This window comes from Streptomyces sp. NPDC005281 (genome assembly GCF_040607495.1).
Classification (GTDB): domain Bacteria; phylum Actinomycetota; class Actinomycetes; order Streptomycetales; family Streptomycetaceae; genus Streptomyces.
Genome location: NZ_JBEXGX010000026.1, coordinates 1 through 15,596 on the forward strand (window position 1 = coordinate 1; position 15,596 = coordinate 15,596).

Below are 15,596 nucleotides of genomic sequence, written 5' to 3' on the forward strand. Positions count from 1 at the left end.
CCTTTCGGATCCAGGTAAGTCATCCGGCCCAGGAACCTCCTTCCGAGTTCCTCCCGGCTCAGCCGGGGATACAAACAGAGCGCCTCGTGGCGCACACGGTGCGTTCGACTACCCAACGGTGTCGGCCCAGCCGCTGTGAGGACTCAATGCCCTTGCGGGCGAGGCGGTGCCTGATCCCACGGGCGGCAAGCCATCGCCGCAGGTGACGAGAGTCGTAGCCCTTGTCTCCGTGAAGTTTGGCGGGCTTGCGGCGTCGGCGTCCGCGGCGGGAACGGATGGGCGGGATGCCTTGGACCAGAGGGATCAGGGCCTGGCTGTCGTGCAGGTTGGCTGCCGAGATGCCGATCGACAGGGGCAGCCCGTTGCGGTCGACGATCAGGTGGATTTTCGATCCGCTTTTGCCGCGGTCGGTCGGATTCGGTCCCGTCAGAGGCCCCCTTTGAGGGCGCGGACGCTGACGGAGTCGATCGCGCACCGCGACCAGTCGAGCTCGCCGCGCGAGCCGAGCTCGTCCAGGACCAGGCGGTGGAACTTGGCCCACACCCTGGCCTCGGACCACTCGGTGAAACGGCGGAACGCGGTCACGCCTGACAGGCCGAAGCCGGGCGGCAGTTGATTCCATGTGCATCCCGACGTGGCCACGAAGATGATCGCGGCCATAACCTCCCGGTCTCCACGCCGACGCCTGCCACCGCCCTGCGGGCGTTCCGGCGCCGGCGGCACCACTCGCTCGAACAGATCCCACAAACTGTCCGGCACCATCCGCTCAGCAAGCGAAGCAGTCACCGCTCCAGACTGCCGCAAGATCACACCAAACGAAATGGCGTCTTATTGCCACCGACCGTGTGGGAGCGATAAGCCCTGCCGCGCCGCTGGCTAACCCATGGTCTTGGCGCCATCCAGGGACTCGCGGATGATGTCGGCGTGGCCGGCGTGGTGGGCGGTCTCGGCGATGATGTGCATCAGCACCCGGCGGGCCGACCATCGCGCGCCCGACTCGGACCACGGGGCCTTTGGTAGCGGTTGTGCGGCGCCCAGGTCGGGCAGGGTGACGACCAGTTCGTCGGTCCGACGGGCTACTTCGGCGTAGTCGGCAAGCACGCCGGTCAGCGTCTCGCCGGGCAGCATCCGGAACTCGTCGGCCCGCCGGGCCCAGTCGGCCTCGGTCATGGCGGTGAAGTCGGGCATCGCCGACGGGCCGTCCAGGATGAACTGCACCCAGGTTCGCTCGACCGCAGTGACATGTTTGATCAGGCCGCCCAGGCACAGCTGGCTGGCGGTGGTCCGGCGCCCGGCCTGCTCGTCGGTGAGGTCGCGGGTGGTGAATCGCAGGAACTGCCGATGCTGGGCCAGCGTCTCCAGCAAGTCGGCGCGCTCGCCGGTCGCTGGCTCATGGGCCGGGTCCTGGGCGGCCAGTTCTTTGACAGTCACGGTCTCGCTCATGGTCGCTGCCTTCCGTGGTTCGTGTTCCGCCGGGCAAGGAAGACGCTAGGGGCCATAGAGGTCAGATTCTGGCCTAAACAACTGGACAGGTGAGATTTCCATGATTCATTTCCCGCACGCGTGGTCCGGCACTGTCGATGCCATAGCTGAGGCCAGGAGATGGCTGCGTCGTGCACTGCGGGAGGCCGAAGGCGGTGGTGTCCCTTCTCGTGGTGTAGGCGATCAGTTGTCTGACGTGGCCGGTAGGACAGTCGGGGTGTTGGTGTAGAGGGTGTCCATGCTCTCGTTGGAGAGGTAGCGGCGGGGGAAGGCGATCCATTCGTCGTGGAGTTCGGCGACCATTCATACGCGCCTGTTGGCTCTCATGGCTCGCAGTCGAGACCGTCGATCAGGCGGAGGTGGTGAAGGCCCTCGGCTTGACGGATGTACGGGAGACCACCTAGGCCGACGGGACGGAACTCATCGACGAGGTCGCACACGACGAGGAGGAGCCGTTCTCCACAGTCGTCGTCACCCCATCCATACAGGGGTGGACCCTGGTCGTCGGGCCGTACTTCGGTCTGCCGTATGCGCAGCAGACCATGCACGTCACCGAACTGTGCAGAGAGCTGAGCGCGCACTTCGGCAAGGCCCAGCTCTTCTTCCACAGCGAGCAGAACGACGGGGAAGCATGGCTGATCGCCGAACGCGGACGGATCATCAGGCGTTGGATCAGTGAGTACCCGGAGCTCGCCGCGGGCGAACCCTTCGGAGTTGAGCGACGACTCCTCGACGCCTACGGCATCGCGGGCAAGCCCGAGGATCTCGATCCCAAAGGCGACCTGGCCGGCGACTGGGCGGCGACGGTCGCAGAGGAGTCCAGCATCGACCCCACCGCAGCCGCCGCCGAAACGGGCTCAATCAGCGGCATGCTGGTGGCAGCCGCGCCCCTCTTCGAATAGGGGCATCGCCTGCGACGGAAACCACCACCGTTTCGCACCCGGATCCGGAGGGCGCTTCGGTCTTGACTGTTTCAGCAGGTCATTCGGGCTTTGGTGTCCCCTGGAAAGGTTGGTCGTCCACATTTAGTCCACGCTGGCGGCCTCGTACCGCTATGGGGTAGGCGTTTCGTCGTCAAAGTACCCGAGCAACTGGCCGCAAGGGGTCCAGCGGTACTACGCCCTGATCCCGTGCGTTGACACAAACGCTTGGCGTGGGACCACCGGCCAGGTCGTCATCCGTGACACTGCTCGGCATGTCGTCGGATAGGTCGGGTGCCGCGTCCTGCGTCTCAGTGACAGTCACGGTCGGCAATGGAGTGGGTTCATCGTTCAGGCTGAACAGGAAGTTGATGCCGCCGAGGAACATGACGAGAGCGACGGCGGCAAGCAACAGCCACCAGAGCGCGACGAGCAGGCTGGGTTCGGCTGGCGGCCGACGACTCATCATCATGTCGCTGAGTCTCGGCCCACGCGGTGGCTTTGCGTGATCTCGTGAGCCGACGCCGAAGCAGCCTCGCGCTAGCCTTCTGAGCTTGGTCTCTGGCGCACAGCTGACACGGCCCAGCGAAGTGGGCATGTGCTTAGAACGCGCTTGGCGCGTTCACCTGGAATCGGGCCCTGGCCTGGGCAATCACTCGCGCCGAGGACAGCCTGCCACTCGACTTCGACACGCATTCGACACGGCCCAGATCACTCGTAGATCGTCGCCGCTCGCCGGGCTCGTGCGAAGGACCTCCAGTCGCCGCCGGCCGGCACCTCGCGGCAGGCGCTGCTGTACCAACCGTCTGAGTCGTCGATCCATGCTGCCAAGGCCGCTGTCGTTCGTCCTGACCGCCGGGTAGGCCGCAGACAGTCGTGGTTCCTCCCGGTGCTGAAGAAGATCCGGGGCCGAATGCCGGTCAGCCAGCCCCGCTCAGGTCAGAGGCTGCCGTTCAGTAGCGCAGGACGGCTGCAATGTGGTTGCTGTCAGTCAGGGTTCCGTCGTTGAGGAAGACGACCTCGGTGCCTTTGTCCAGTGCGGTTTCGACGAGTTCGTCGACGATGTCTTCACGTACTCCCGTCGTTCTCGTGGGAGTGCCGGAAGCCGCGGGAGTGAGGTGGCCGATCTCGGTTGCGGACTCGGGCTGGTAGTGCTCTTCGACAGCGATCATGGCTGCCCTACCTTCGTGTACGGCTGTCCAGACCTCGGCGAGTCCACCGGCGATGGTTCGCTGACCGTGTGCCTCTTCGAGCCTGGCAGCGGTGCTTTCACCGGTCTGCTGCCGTGCCTCAGCGAGTTGGGGCGCGAGGGCCTGGTGCAGGGCGTGTCCTGGGCCGCTGTGTAGGCCGCCCTGGATACACGTGGCCTGCGCCCTGGCACCGACGCTGCCCGCTTCGCCCAACAGAGCAAGGGCCGGTGCGAGACCGACGAGGTATAGGGGTCGGTTCTCGCGGGCCAGGACCTGCTGGACGGCCGCGTCAGTTTCGCGCATGAACTGGCGGGTGCGTTCGTCGGTAAAGGTGCTGGCAGTATCGCCCTGGCGCTGCTGCCATTGCGGGTCGTCCTCGACGGCGGCCGCAACCCGGGGGAAGCCGTCTTCCCGGTGTTCAATAATGTGGTCGCCTTCCCCGCTCCACAGGGAGGCCTGGTCCGCGGAAAGGGAGAGGACCCAGTAAGGGGCCTGCTGTGCCTTGGCCGCGACAAGATTGCGGGTCAGGTAGCTGTCGCTCAGTACGACGCGTTCGGGAGCGCTGCGAGGCAGCGCCCATAGCTGGTGTTCGTCCGCAGTGGCGAAGGCGACGAGGCCGTCCATGCCGCTGCGCAGGTCGACCTCGGCCTGGGCCTGGCGCAGCTGTTCCATGACGGCATCACGGGTTCGTGTGTCAACGGCTTCGTCAGCGGTCAGCCGGGTTTCGGCTTCCGAGATCAGGTTCCGCAGCCGCACGGGGTCCTGGGCGTTGTCAGGAGCTCTGCGGTGGACGGACATGGTGAGTGAGACAGCCGGATAGGACTTCTTCGCACGCAGGGTGGCCAGCATGTCGGACGTGAGTGCAGTTGCTTCCACGGTCGCCTCCAAGGTCTTGCGGCCAGCCTCCACCAAGGTCGTCCTTTGCGCATGTCGCGGTCGGGCATCACGCCGCCGAATCGGCTGCTATTGCGCTGACGTGGAGTAACAGCGATCCCTCCGTGCCTGTTTCCGATCCCCGGGTAGAGCCTTTTGGGCGGGGCTTGTCCTCGCCGAGGAACTTCGCCGTCTGCCGGACGATCGCCAGCTCGGTTTCCAGCTCACGGATCCGCCGGCGAGCGGCCCGCAACTCAGCAGACTCGCTCGACGGCGTTCCCGGTCGCCGCCCGTTGTCGATGTCGTCCTGCCGCAACCACTTCGACAACGTGACGGGATGGATGCCGAGCTCCACCGCTGTCTGTCTGGCCTGTTTGCCGGCGCGGATCAGCGCGATGGCACGCGCCCGGAACTCCGGAGGATAGGGACGAGGCATGACTGCCAGCCTTCCGTGAAGGGCTGTCAGTTAGTCACCAGAACTGAAACCTCAGAGATGGGGCAGGTCAAGATGTCACCCGCTCGTGCGGCAGACCCGACGCTCCTGAGCGAGAAGCACATCATCCCGTCGCTCGGCGCCCGTAAGCTCCGCGACCTCAGCGCGGAGGATGTGGACCGCTGGCTCTCCACCAAGGCGAAGACCCTCAGCACCCCCACCCTCCAGTCGCTTCACTCGTGCCTGAACCGCGCCGTCAAGCGGGCCATGGCGCGGGACAAGGTGAAGCGGAACGTCGTCGAGCTGTGCGCGGTGCCGCATGGGCAGGCGGGGCGTCCGTCCAAGGCGCTCACGTTCGGCTGAGGTGGTGCTGAAAGGGGCAGAAGGGACCTCGATGTACGCGTACATCGGCGTGGCCCTGCTGACCGGGGCCCGGACCGAGGAGCTGCGGGCTCTCACCTGGGATCACGTCTTCCTCAAGGGACGGCCGGACTACGAACCGCCACAGCCTCCGCACATCGCTGTGTGGCGTTCGGTCCGGCGGAGCGGGGACACCAAGACCCGGAAATCCCGACGCACGCTCGCCCTGCCCGCGCGCTGCGTTGAAGCCCTCTGGCGGCAGTTCGAAGACCAGGGCTGGGACCGGCTCGCAGCCGACGAGGAAACGGGGTGGACGCTGACGAGTGGACGCCCCGGGAGCTCCGGCACAGCTTCGTCTCGCTGCTCTCCGACCGCGGAGTCCCCCTAGAGGAGATCTCCCGTCTCGTCGGCCACTCGGGGACGGCCGTCACCGAGGAGGTCTATCGGAAGCAGATCCGGCCCGTGATCCAGACCGGTGCCGTGGTCATGGACGGCATCTTCGGCACCGACTGACGAGGGCCGTAGGCACTCAGGAATCGATAGTCACGCAGTTAGACACGCAGCAACACCAGAGGGCCCTTACCGATCCGGTAAGGGCCCTCTGAACTGCTATGTATCTGTCGGGGTGGCGGGATTTGAACCCACGACCTCTTCGTCCCGAACGAAGCGCGCTGCCAAGCTGCGCTACACCCCGATTGTCGCTGCTCTCGCGGCGACGTCGTTTACTTTAGCCCACCGTCGGCCTGAGACGAAATCCGGTTTTCTGGGCGTCGGACGCGGCGTCGGACCGGGTCCGGGCGTACGTGGTCGAGGGTGACGATGAGGAGGCCCAGGGCGTAGAAGGCGAGGCCGAGGATGGCTGTGTTGCCGAGAACGCCCCCGTAGCCGTGCCGGTCCACGTCGACGAAGGGGTAGAGATAGCGCGCCGGGGTGCCGGGCGTCAGCATCGCGCCGCGGGCCAGGCAGAGGGCCAGGTAGGCGAGGGGGTAGATCAGCCAGGCCGCCGCGTTGCGCAGTGGCTGCGGGGTCGGCCGGGTCAGCAGCAGCCAGTCGAGGACCACGGCGATCGGCGTGACCGTGTGGAGCAGCTGATTGGCGGCCGCGTGCCAGCCGGAGAGCGTGTCGTTGCCTCCGGTCATGGAGAACGGGGTCGACTCGTTCGCCAGGATCAGGTGATAGACCAGGCCGGTGATCGAGATGTAGATCAATGTGCCGCCGGTCAGGACTCCGGGCAGGGGCCTGCGTGCCGACCAGGCCCGGCGGGCCGACGCCGCGAAGACCACGGCGACGAGCAGATTGGTCTGGATCGTGAAGTAGCTCAGCACCCGGACCGGGGTGCCCAGCTTCATCTCGATGGCCACGCCTGTCGCCGCCGCCAGGGCCACGAGGGCACGGTAGGCCGCCGTGGCCGGGCGGCGGGCGGGAGCCATCACCGCCGTCGGGGGGACGAAGGGGTGGGTCGACGGGAGGATGCCCGGTATCGCGGGGAGATCGGGTATGTCCCTCGGCATGGGGTTGATCATGCCCTCACGCTAAGCGGATCAGGGCATTTGGGCGATGTGGGTCGACTGGGTGGGTTACGGGACCATCCCGTGGCGCCATTCCGCGATGTGAGCATGGGATGCCCTCCCGCTGCGTCACCCCGTGATGCCCTCCCGCCACGGCGTCCCGTGATGCCCTCCCGCCAGATCATCCCGTCGGTGCTGTCCGGCGTGCTGTCCGGCGGTGCTCTGTGGGTGCGTCGTTCGGGCGTGGCGTGGCGTTCGGGTACACCAGTCGCTCACGATCCGTGTCGGTGGGACTCTCTGGCGTTTTCGAGCTGCGTCGGCCGGGGCCGTGTCGTCGTGCGGCATCCCTCGTGCGTCACGGGCCGGTCTGGGCCGCCGGAGTTCGCCCCGTTTCCGGGCGGCGGGGCGCCCGGGCAGCGCCCCGCCGGCTCGCGAAGCCCTATCCCCGCTCCACCAGCGTCAGCAGTGACGCCTCCGGCGGGCAGGCGAAGCGGACCGGGGTGTAGCGGCTCGCGCCACAGCCCGCCGAGACGTGCATGTACGAGGTATGGCCCTCGGCCGTGTGCCGGGAGAGGCCCTTCACGCGGTCCGTGTCCAGGTCGCAGTTGGTGACGAAGGCGCCGTAGAAGGGGAGGCAGATCTGGCCGCCGTGAGTGTGGCCCGCCAGGATCAGGGGGTATCCGTCGGCGGTGAAGGCGTCCAGGCAGCGCAGGTACGGAGCGTGCACCACACCCATCGAGAAGTCGGCAGACGTGGACGGGCCGCCGGCCACGCGGGCGTAGCGGTCGCGCTTGATGTGGGGGTCGTCGATGCCGGTCAGCTCGATCTCCGCACCCTCTATCTTCAGCGTCCCCCGGGTGTTCGTCAGGTTCAGCCAGCCCCCGGTGTCGAAGCCGTCGCGCAGGTCCTCCCACGGGTTGTGGACGGCGCCCACGACGGGCTTGTTGCCGTTCAGCCCGTGACGGCCCGCCGCCTTCTCGAACAGGTACCGGGCCGGGTTGCGGAGTGTGGGGCCGTAGTAGTCGTTCGAACCGAAGACATAGGCGCCGGGGAACTCCATCAGGGGGCCGAGCGCGTCGAGCACCTCGGGCACGCCCTCCGGGTCCGAGAGGTTGTCCCCCGTGTTGATCACGAAGTCGGGGCGCAGACCGGCCAGTGAGCGCAGCCAGCGCTGCTTCTTGCGCTGTCCGCTCACCATGTGGATGTCCGACACCTGGAGAATGCGCAGCGGCCGCATGCCCGGGGGCAGGACCGGGACGGTCACCCGCCGCAGGCGGAAGGAACGGGCCTCGAACCCCGCCGAGTACAGCAGACCGGCGGCGCCCACCGCCGTGATTCCCAGGGGTACTCCGTATAGCGCGCGCATACGTCCATCGTGTCAGACTCCGTCGAGCGCTCTCACCCGCCTGTGGACAACCCGGAGGTCCGGCCCGGGTCCACGAGGCAGAGGGCGTCACGGACGTTCTCCCGCCGCCGGCCGGGCGCGCTGCGAAATCAACAGGCGTCCGCGTCACCGCACCTGCGACACTTGACGCCATGACCACGCTCAAGTCGAAGTTGAAGGAAGACCTCAACGCCGCGATCAAGGGGCGCGACGAGCTCCGCTCCTCGACGATCCGGCTCACCCTTTCCGCGATCACCAATGAGGAGGTCGCGGGCAAGACCAAGCGCGAACTCTCCGACGACGAAGTGCAGAAGGTGATCGCGCGCGAGGCGAAGAAGCGGCGTGAGGCCGCCGAGGCCTTCACGCTGGGAGGGCGCGCCGAGTCGGCCGAGCGTGAGCGCGCGGAGGGCGTGGTGCTCGCCGCGTACCTGCCCAAGCAGCTGTCGGACGAGGAACTTCGGCAGATCGTCGCCCAGGCCGTCGAAGAGGCGAAGGCTGCGGGTGCAGAGGGGCCGCGAGCGATGGGCGCCGTCATGAAGATCGTGAACCCGAAGGTGGCCGGGCAGGCCGAGGGTGGCCGTGTCGCCGCCGTCGTGAAGCAGTTGCTCGCGGGCTGACGCGATCACCGGTGCCGGTGGTGATACCGGCGCCCGGCCGGTGCCTGGGCGACCCCGTTGCCCGCACCGGATGACGTCATCGCCTGGTCCGGTGCCGGTACTGGTGCCCGCGCCGGGTGACGGCATCGGCCTTTCCGGGAGCGGAGGTTGGCACCGCCTGTTCCAGGTGGCTGCTGCCTCCCGCTCGTACGCCCCACCGCGACGGCCACCTCGGCCACGTACCGTCCGCAACGGCGTCCGCCCCAAGGACATCCGTCCGGTCCGCCCGCCCCACGGAGGGCCTCCTGCGGATGGCTGTCCTGCGGAGGTCCATCCCGCGGACGTTCGTTCCCGGCGGCCCACCCGGGACAGGTACGCAACACCCGGTTACGTAGCTCCAGGTACGCAACCCCCCTTACGCAGAACGCCCCATGGATCAGGATCGGCTCCTGGCCCACGGGGCGTTCGCGCGTTCGCGCGCCGGCTTCCGGTCTACGAGGTCAGCGCTGGCCGCCGTTTCCGTTGCCGTTGTTCGTGGTGCCCTGGATCCATCCGTCGGGGAGGGAGAACGTAGGCGTCGGGAACGTCACTCCGCCGTCGGTCTGGCCGACGATGGTGTTGCCGGTGGTGTTGCCGTTCCCCCCGCCGTGGCGGCCGCGGCCCTTGTTCCCGTCGTCCTGTCCCTGGCCCTTGCTCTTGTCGGGGTCGGGGATGTTGATCAGGTTGAAGGACGGGGCGTCCTTGCCCGCGAGAGCGCCCGTCATCAGGTCCCGCCAGATCGGGCCGGGGACCTGACCGCCGTACACCTTCGCCTGGTAGACGCCGCCGATCTCGATGTTCACCATGTGGACCCGCTGGGTGGCGCTGCCGACCCAGACGGCGCCCGAGAGGTTCGGCGTGTAGCCGACGAACCAGGCGTTCTTGCGCTCGTCGGTCGTACCCGTCTTACCGGCGTTGGCGCGGTCGGTGAGACCCGCCTGCTGGCCCGTACCGGAGTCGATCACGCCGCTCAGGAGGCTGTTGACGGTGTCCGCCGTCGTCTCGGACATGGCCCGCGAGCAGGTCGACTTGGGCACGTCCAGGGACTTCTCGTGCTCGCCGATCTGCTGGCTGATCGACTCGATGGCGACCGGGGTGCAGTACATGCCGCGGGAGGCGAAGGCGGCGTAGGCCGTGGCCATCGTGAGCGGCGAGATGCCCTTGGCGCCCAGGGCGATGGCGGGCACCTCGGGGAGCTTGTCGCCGTTGCCCTGGACCACGCCGAGCTTGTCGGTCTGGTTCATCACCGGGCACAGGCCGATGTCGGAGATCATCTGCACGAAGTAGGTGTTGACCGACTTGGCCATCGCCTCCTTCAGCTGATACGGGCCCTTCTCGGACACGCTCTCGTTCGGGACCCGCTCGTTCGCCTGGTTCGTCCACGGCCTGCTGCTACAGGTCTGTACGGGGCTGGGGTACAGCATGGAGTTCGGCGAGGAGTACTCCTGCGTCGCCGGCTTGCCCTGCTCCAGCGCGGCCGCGGCCACGAACGGCTTGAACGTCGAACCGGTCGGGAAGCCGTAGTTCGAGCCGCCCATGCCGTAGTTGACCGAGTAGTTGATCTCGGTCTCGTTCTTTCCGTAGCCGTACGGCTTCGTCTGGCCCATCCCGAGGATCTTCCCGGTGCCGGGCTCGACCAGGGTGGCCGCCGCGGCCACCTTGTCGGACTTGTAGACGTGCTCCTTCAGCGACGTCTGGATCGACGCCTGGGACTGCGGGTCGAGCGTCGTACGGATCGTCAGGCCGCCCTGATTCCAGACCTTGGCCCGGTCCTCCTTGGTCTTGCCGAAGACCGGGTCGCTCAGGAAGACGTTCTCGACGTACTTGCAGAAGAAGCTGGCGCCCTTGATCGCCGTGATGCAGCCGTTCTTCGGCTGGCTGACGTGCAGCCCGAGCTTCGTCGCCATGGCGGCGTCGGCCTGCTCCTGGGAGATGTCGTGCACCTCGGCCATGCGCTGAAGCACGGTGTCGCGGCGCTTGAGCGCCTCCTCCTCGTCGTTGACCGGGTCGTACCGGCTCGGCGACTGGACGATGCCCGCGAGCAGCGCCGACTGCGGGAGGCTCAGGTTCTTGGCGGGCTTGGAGAAGTAGCGCTGGGAAGCGGCCTCGATGCCGTACGCCTGCTCCCCGAAGAACGTGATGTTCAGGTAGTTCTCGAGGATCTTCTTCTTGCCCAGCTTCTCTTCCAGCTGGATCGCGTACTTGAGCTCGCGGACCTTGCGGCCGAGGGTCTGCTGGGTTGCCTGCGCGACCTTGGTCGGGTCGTCGCCGGCCTCCTCCACGAAGTAGTTCTTCACCAGCTGCTGGGTCAGAGTGGAAGCACCCTGGGCCACGCCGCCGTTCTGCGCGTTCTGGTTGACCGCGCGGAGGATGCCCTTCAGGTCGATCGCGCCGTGCTGGTAGAAGCGCGAGTCCTCGATCGCGACGATCGCCTTCTGCATGTAGGGCGAGATGTCCTTGAGGTTGACCACGGTGCGGTCGCGCGAGTAGACGGTCGCGATCTGACCGCCCTTGCTGTCCAGGATCGTGGTCCGCTGACTCAGCGACGGACTCTTCAGATTGTTCGGAATGTCGTCGAACCCCTGGACCGAGCCCTTGGCCGCCAGACCGAGCGCGCCCGCGGCGGGCAGCGCGATTCCGGCCATGACGGCGCCCGCGAGCACGCTGACACCGAGGAACTTGGCGGCCTGCTGCGTAGGGGACAGGCCACCGCCCGAGCGCTTCTTTGGCATGAGGGCAGCCTACGTTCTCATTCGCCGGACACGCGTATATGCCTTGGCCTAAGCTGCTCTCAACTGTCACAGCAGTGCGGCCACGTATCAATACGTCCGGCGACCCCGAATCGTTCCGGAGGTTCCGCGTTCCTGTGGAGCACGTGTCCGAATCAGCCTTGTGTGTCACATGGCGTCCGTTGCGACTCGCCCCGACTGCCCCGGTTTGCCGGAATGGTCGCGCATGTCCCGGGCTCACTCCCCCGGGTGATCTGCCGCTTACGCATAGTCCGTTCGGGCCATTCAAGATTGGGCCCGAAGGGGGTGTTGCGCTGTGCCCACCTTCCGTAACGTCCTCAACTGGCGGCGGTGAATATGCCGCTGCCGCCGTGGGGGAGCCTCGATTCGGGAGAGGACGGCGCCGGTATGGGCTGGGTAACCGACTGGAGTGCGCAGGCGGCCTGCCGCACTACCGATCCGGATGAACTGTTCGTTCAAGGAGCAGCGCAGAACAGGGCCAAGGCAGTGTGCACCGGATGTCCGGTTCGCACCGAGTGCCTCGCCGATGCGCTCGACAACCGCGTCGAATTCGGCGTGTGGGGTGGCATGACCGAGCGCGAGCGCCGCGCGTTGCTGCGCCGACGGCCGACCGTCACCTCGTGGCGTCGCCTGCTCGAGACCGCGCGTACGGAGTACGAGCGCGCGGCGGGGCTGCTGCCCCTCGACGAGGAAGAGGTGTACGAGCGCTACGCGGCGGTGAGCTGAGGGGGATTCGCCCATCGCGGCCAGGACGCCGCTCTCGGGCCCCTCGCACCCCTGCGAGCCCTTCTGGGGGCACGTCCGCCGGTCGCGGGGGGCCGGGCAGGGCGTGAAGCGTCCCTCGGGTTCTTCGCGAGCGTCACTTCGGGGGCTCCGTGCTCAGCTCCCGGGACTCTCGGTTTCGGGCGGTTTCGGGGCGCTCAGCTCTCGGGAAGCTCCGGCCGGTGGGCCGCGAGCCGGTTCCCGATGTCCCGCAGCCCCGCGAGGTCGTGAACGTCGCCGGGCAGCGCGGCCACTTCGGCCACCGGCACCTCGGGGTGGCGCGCGGTGAAGCGGTCACGCGTGCGCTGCTCGCGGGAGAGCAGTTGCATGCGCTCGGCATGGAGCCGCAGCAGGTCTGCGGTGAGCTGGTCGATGGATCGCTCGGGGTCCGTGGCGGCGGTCCTGTCCGTGGCGGTGGTGCGGTCCGTCCCGGCTGTCCTGTCCGTGGTGGCGGGGGAGCCTTCGTCAGGAGCTGGTGCGTCGGAAGCCGGTGATTCTGAACTGCCGTACGTGCCGGGAGAGTTACGAAGTCCAGCTTTCCCGTCCGCCTGATCCACAATGCGGGCGTCGGCAAGATTTTCCGGGCCGGCGGATTCAGGGTCGTCCCCGGGGACGGGTTCAGAAGTCTCCGCGTCGGAGTCGAGATCCTCCGCGGCGGAGAGCGCCCGCTCGGCGGACAACTGGGCGGCCCCGCTGCCGTGCACCCGGTTCAGCACGAGCCCGGCGAACGGCATCTCCTCCGCGGCCAGCCGCTGCACGAAGTACGCGGCCTCGCGCAGCGCGTCACGCTCGGGCGCCGCCACCACCAGGAACGCGGTGCCGGGCGCCTGGAGCAGCTTGTACGTGGCGTCGGCCCGCGTACGGAAACCGCCGAAGGTGGTGTCCATGGCCGCGACGAACGTCTGCACGTCCTTGAGGAGCTGGCCCCCGAGCAGCTTTCCCAGAGTGCCCGTCATCATCGACATCCCGACGTTCAGGAACTTCATGCCGGCCCGGCCGCCCAGCTTCGCCGGTGCGGTCAGCAGCCGGATCAGCCGCCCGTCGAGGAAGGAACCGAGCCGCTTCGGGGCGTCGAGGAAGTCCAGCGCCGAGCGGGACGGCGGCGTGTCGACCACGATCAGGTCCCACTCGTCGCGCGCCCGCAACTGGCCCAGCTTCTCCATCGCCATGTATTCCTGCGTGCCCGCGAAACCCGCCGAAAGCGACTGGTAGAACGGGTTGTTGAGGATGACCGCCGCTCGGTCGCCGTCCGCGTGCGCCTCGACGATCTCGTCGAACGTGCGCTTCATGTCGAGCATCATGGCGTGCAGCTCGCCGCTCCCCTCGACCCCCTTCACCCGGCGCGGGGTGTTGTCGAGGGAATCGATGCCCATGGACTGCGCCAGCCTGCGCGCGGGGTCGATGGTGAGCACGACCACCTTGCGGCCCCGCTCCGCGGCACGCAGCCCGAGAGCCGCGGCCGTGGTCGTCTTGCCGACGCCGCCCGAGCCGCAGCACACCACGATGCGGGTCTCGGGGTCGTCGAGCAGCGGGTCGAGATCGAGGACGCGGGCGGGGTCCAGACTCATGACATCCCTTGCTTACGCAGCTGTGCGGCCAGTTCGTACAGGCCCGCCAGATCCAGGCCCTCGGCGAGCAGCGGGAGTTCGTGCAACGGCAGGCCCAGTTCGGCCAGCACGCTCCGCTGCTCGGTCTCCAGCGTGTACCGCTCGGCGTACTCCTCGGCCTGCTGGAGAAGCGGGTCCACCAGCCGTTCGGCGAGCCCGCCGCGACGCGCGCCGCCGAGACCGGCCGAGGAGAGCGACTTGGCGATCGCCGACCGGGGAGCGGCCTTCGCCAGTTCCAGGTCGACGCCGTCCAGGAGTGCCGGACGCACCATGTTCACGATGATCCGGCCCACGGGAAGCTTCGCCGCGCTCAGTTCCGCGATCCCGTCCGCGGTCTCCTGTACGGGCATCTCCTCCAGCAGCGTCACCAAGTGGACCTCCGTCTCGGGAGACTTGAGGACGCGCATGACGGCCTGGGCCTGATTGTGTATCGGGCCGATCTTCGCGAGGCCGGCGACCTCGTCGTTGACGTTCAGGAAGCGGGTGATGCGGCCGGTGGGGGGCGCGTCCATCACCACGTAGTCGTACGTGAAGCGGCCGCTCTTCTCCTTGCGCCGCACGGCCTCGCAGGCCTTGCCGGTCAGGAGCACGTCCCGCAGTCCGGGTGCGATGGTGGTCGCGAAGTCGATCGCGCCGAGTTTTTTCAGGGCGCGGCCGGCGCCGCCCAGTTTGTAGAACATCTGGAGGTAGTCCAGGAGCGCCAGTTCGGGGTCGATGGCGAGGGCATACACCTCCCCGCCCCCTGGAGCGACGGCGATCTTCCGCTCCTCGTAGGGCAGCGCTTCTGTCTCGAAGAGCTGCGCGATGCCCTGCCTGCCCTCGACCTCGACGAGGAGGGCGCGCTTGCCCTCCGTCGCGAGGGCGAGCGCGAGGGCCGCGGCTACCGTGGTCTTGCCGGTACCGCCCTTGCCACTGACGACCTGGAGCCTGCTCACGTATTCGAGCCTAACCAGTCCGCCGCCGGAGTAAGCAGGAGGCTGTGGACAAGCCGCGCTTTCGGGGGCGCTGCGGCAGGTGGCTCGGGCGGGAGGCGGGGGTCGCCAGCGGCTACAGTCGGCCACATGACCAAGTGGGAATACTCAACCGTGCCGCTGCTCGTCCATGCCACGAAGCAGATTCTGGACACCTGGGGCGAGGACGGCTGGGAGCTCGTCCAGGTCGTGCCCGGCCCGAACAACCCCGAGCAGCTCGTGGCCTACCTGAAGCGCGAGAAGACCGCATGAGCGGGGCGGTCGAGGCGAAGCTCGCCGAGCTCGGGCTGACCCTTCCGGGCGTCGTCCCGCCGCTGGCGGCGTACCAGCCGGCCGTGCAGTCGGGCGTGTACGTGTACACCTCGGGACAGCTTCCGATGGTGGGAGGCAAGCTTCCGGTCACCGGGAAGGTGGGCGCCGAGGTCACCGCGGAGGAGGCCAAGGAGCTGGCCGCCACGTGCGCGCTGAACGCCCTGGCTGCGGTGAAGTCGGTCGTGGGCGACCTCGATCGCATCGCGCGCGTCGTGAAGGTCGTGGGCTTCGTCGCCTCGGCGGCGGACTTCACCGGGCAGCCGGGTGTCGTGAACGGCGCGAGTGAGCTGCTGGGTGCCGTGCTGGGCGACAAGGGAGTGCACGCGCGGAGCGCGGTCGGCGTGGCGGTGCTGCCGCTGGACGCGCCGGTCGAGGTCGAGATCCAGGTCGAGCTGACGCACGCGTAGCC

13 protein-coding genes, 1 tRNA gene and 3 pseudogenes are annotated in these 15,596 nt (G+C 67.9%); 6 read left to right on the top strand and 11 right to left on the bottom strand.

Annotation, left to right across the window (positions count from 1 at the left end):
- Positions 1–94: 94 nt before the first annotated feature.
- Positions 95–786, bottom strand: a pseudogene (locus ABZV42_RS30355) (IS5 family transposase); the annotation flags it as partial.
- A 90-nt stretch (positions 787–876) separates the two neighbouring features.
- Complete coding sequence (locus ABZV42_RS30360; RefSeq protein WP_355992020.1) at positions 877–1,443, bottom strand: DinB family protein; 567 nt, start codon at positions 1,441–1,443, stop codon at positions 877–879.
- A 581-nt stretch (positions 1,444–2,024) separates the two neighbouring features.
- Between ABZV42_RS30360 and ABZV42_RS30365 the strand changes: the two genes are divergently transcribed.
- Positions 2,025–2,384: a hypothetical protein gene (locus ABZV42_RS30365; protein WP_356054596.1), complete on the top strand. Its 360-nt coding sequence runs from the start codon at positions 2,025–2,027 to the stop codon at positions 2,382–2,384.
- Between the two features lie 172 nt (positions 2,385–2,556).
- On the opposite strand, the gene ABZV42_RS30370 is transcribed toward ABZV42_RS30365, so the two are convergent.
- The 3 genes and pseudogenes from ABZV42_RS30370 to ABZV42_RS30380 form a co-directional block, all read right to left on the bottom strand.
- Positions 2,557–2,874, bottom strand: coding sequence for a hypothetical protein (locus ABZV42_RS30370; protein ID WP_355986758.1), 318 nt, complete (start codon positions 2,872–2,874; stop codon positions 2,557–2,559).
- Positions 2,875–3,355: 481 nt separating this feature from the next.
- Entirely contained in the window at positions 3,356–4,468 is a 1,113-nt protein-coding gene (locus ABZV42_RS30375) for a chemotaxis protein (RefSeq protein WP_356054659.1), read from the bottom strand.
- A 134-nt stretch (positions 4,469–4,602) separates the two neighbouring features.
- Positions 4,603–4,901 (bottom strand): annotated as a pseudogene (locus ABZV42_RS30380) (transposase); the annotation flags it as partial.
- A gap of 99 nt (positions 4,902–5,000) precedes the next feature.
- Here ABZV42_RS30380 and ABZV42_RS30385 point away from each other — a divergent pair.
- Positions 5,001–5,771 (top strand): annotated as a pseudogene (locus ABZV42_RS30385) (site-specific integrase); the annotation flags it as partial.
- A 107-nt stretch (positions 5,772–5,878) separates the two neighbouring features.
- Here ABZV42_RS30385 and ABZV42_RS30390 read toward each other — a convergent pair.
- The 3 genes from ABZV42_RS30390 to ABZV42_RS30400 form a co-directional block, all read right to left on the bottom strand.
- Positions 5,879–5,952 (bottom strand) — tRNA-Pro (locus ABZV42_RS30390).
- A gap of 28 nt (positions 5,953–5,980) precedes the next feature.
- Positions 5,981–6,781, bottom strand: coding sequence for a Pr6Pr family membrane protein (locus tag ABZV42_RS30395; RefSeq protein WP_355986834.1), 801 nt, complete (start codon positions 6,779–6,781; stop codon positions 5,981–5,983).
- Between the two features lie 424 nt (positions 6,782–7,205).
- Positions 7,206–8,132, bottom strand: a complete 927-nt coding sequence (locus ABZV42_RS30400; protein WP_355986837.1) for a metallophosphoesterase — start codon at positions 8,130–8,132, stop codon at positions 7,206–7,208.
- A 170-nt stretch (positions 8,133–8,302) separates the two neighbouring features.
- Between ABZV42_RS30400 and ABZV42_RS30405 the strand changes: the two genes are divergently transcribed.
- Complete coding sequence (locus ABZV42_RS30405; RefSeq protein WP_355986839.1) at positions 8,303–8,767, top strand: GatB/YqeY domain-containing protein; 465 nt, start codon at positions 8,303–8,305, stop codon at positions 8,765–8,767.
- A gap of 479 nt (positions 8,768–9,246) precedes the next feature.
- Here the strand turns inward: ABZV42_RS30405 and ABZV42_RS30410 are convergent, their stop codons facing one another.
- The gene (locus ABZV42_RS30410; protein ID WP_356054598.1) at positions 9,247–11,517 is read right to left on the bottom strand and encodes a transglycosylase domain-containing protein; all 2,271 of its coding nucleotides are present in this window, start codon (positions 11,515–11,517) and stop codon (positions 9,247–9,249) included.
- Between the two features lie 405 nt (positions 11,518–11,922).
- Here ABZV42_RS30410 and ABZV42_RS30415 point away from each other — a divergent pair, with 405 nt between their 5' ends.
- Positions 11,923–12,261 (top strand): WhiB family transcriptional regulator, encoded by a 339-nt coding sequence (locus ABZV42_RS30415; RefSeq protein WP_355986953.1) that lies wholly within the window; start codon positions 11,923–11,925, stop codon positions 12,259–12,261.
- A gap of 194 nt (positions 12,262–12,455) precedes the next feature.
- On the opposite strand, the gene ABZV42_RS30420 is transcribed toward ABZV42_RS30415, so the two are convergent.
- Both ABZV42_RS30420 and ABZV42_RS30425 read right to left on the bottom strand, forming a co-directional pair.
- A complete protein-coding gene (locus ABZV42_RS30420) occupies positions 12,456–13,865 on the bottom strand; it encodes an ArsA family ATPase (protein WP_356054599.1) in 1,410 nt (469 codons plus the stop codon).
- Positions 13,862–14,839 (bottom strand): ArsA-related P-loop ATPase, encoded by a 978-nt coding sequence (locus tag ABZV42_RS30425; protein ID WP_355986848.1) that lies wholly within the window; start codon positions 14,837–14,839, stop codon positions 13,862–13,864. The genes ABZV42_RS30420 and ABZV42_RS30425 overlap by 4 nt, the downstream gene beginning before the upstream one ends.
- 126 nt (positions 14,840–14,965) lie before the next feature.
- On the opposite strand from ABZV42_RS30425, the gene ABZV42_RS30430 reads away from it, so the two are divergent.
- Entirely contained in the window at positions 14,966–15,127 is a 162-nt protein-coding gene (locus ABZV42_RS30430) for a DUF4177 domain-containing protein (protein WP_356054600.1), read from the top strand.
- Positions 15,124–15,594, top strand: coding sequence for a RidA family protein (locus tag ABZV42_RS30435; protein WP_355986851.1), 471 nt, complete (start codon positions 15,124–15,126; stop codon positions 15,592–15,594). The genes ABZV42_RS30430 and ABZV42_RS30435 overlap by 4 nt, the downstream gene beginning before the upstream one ends.
- Positions 15,595–15,596 lie beyond the last annotated feature (2 nt).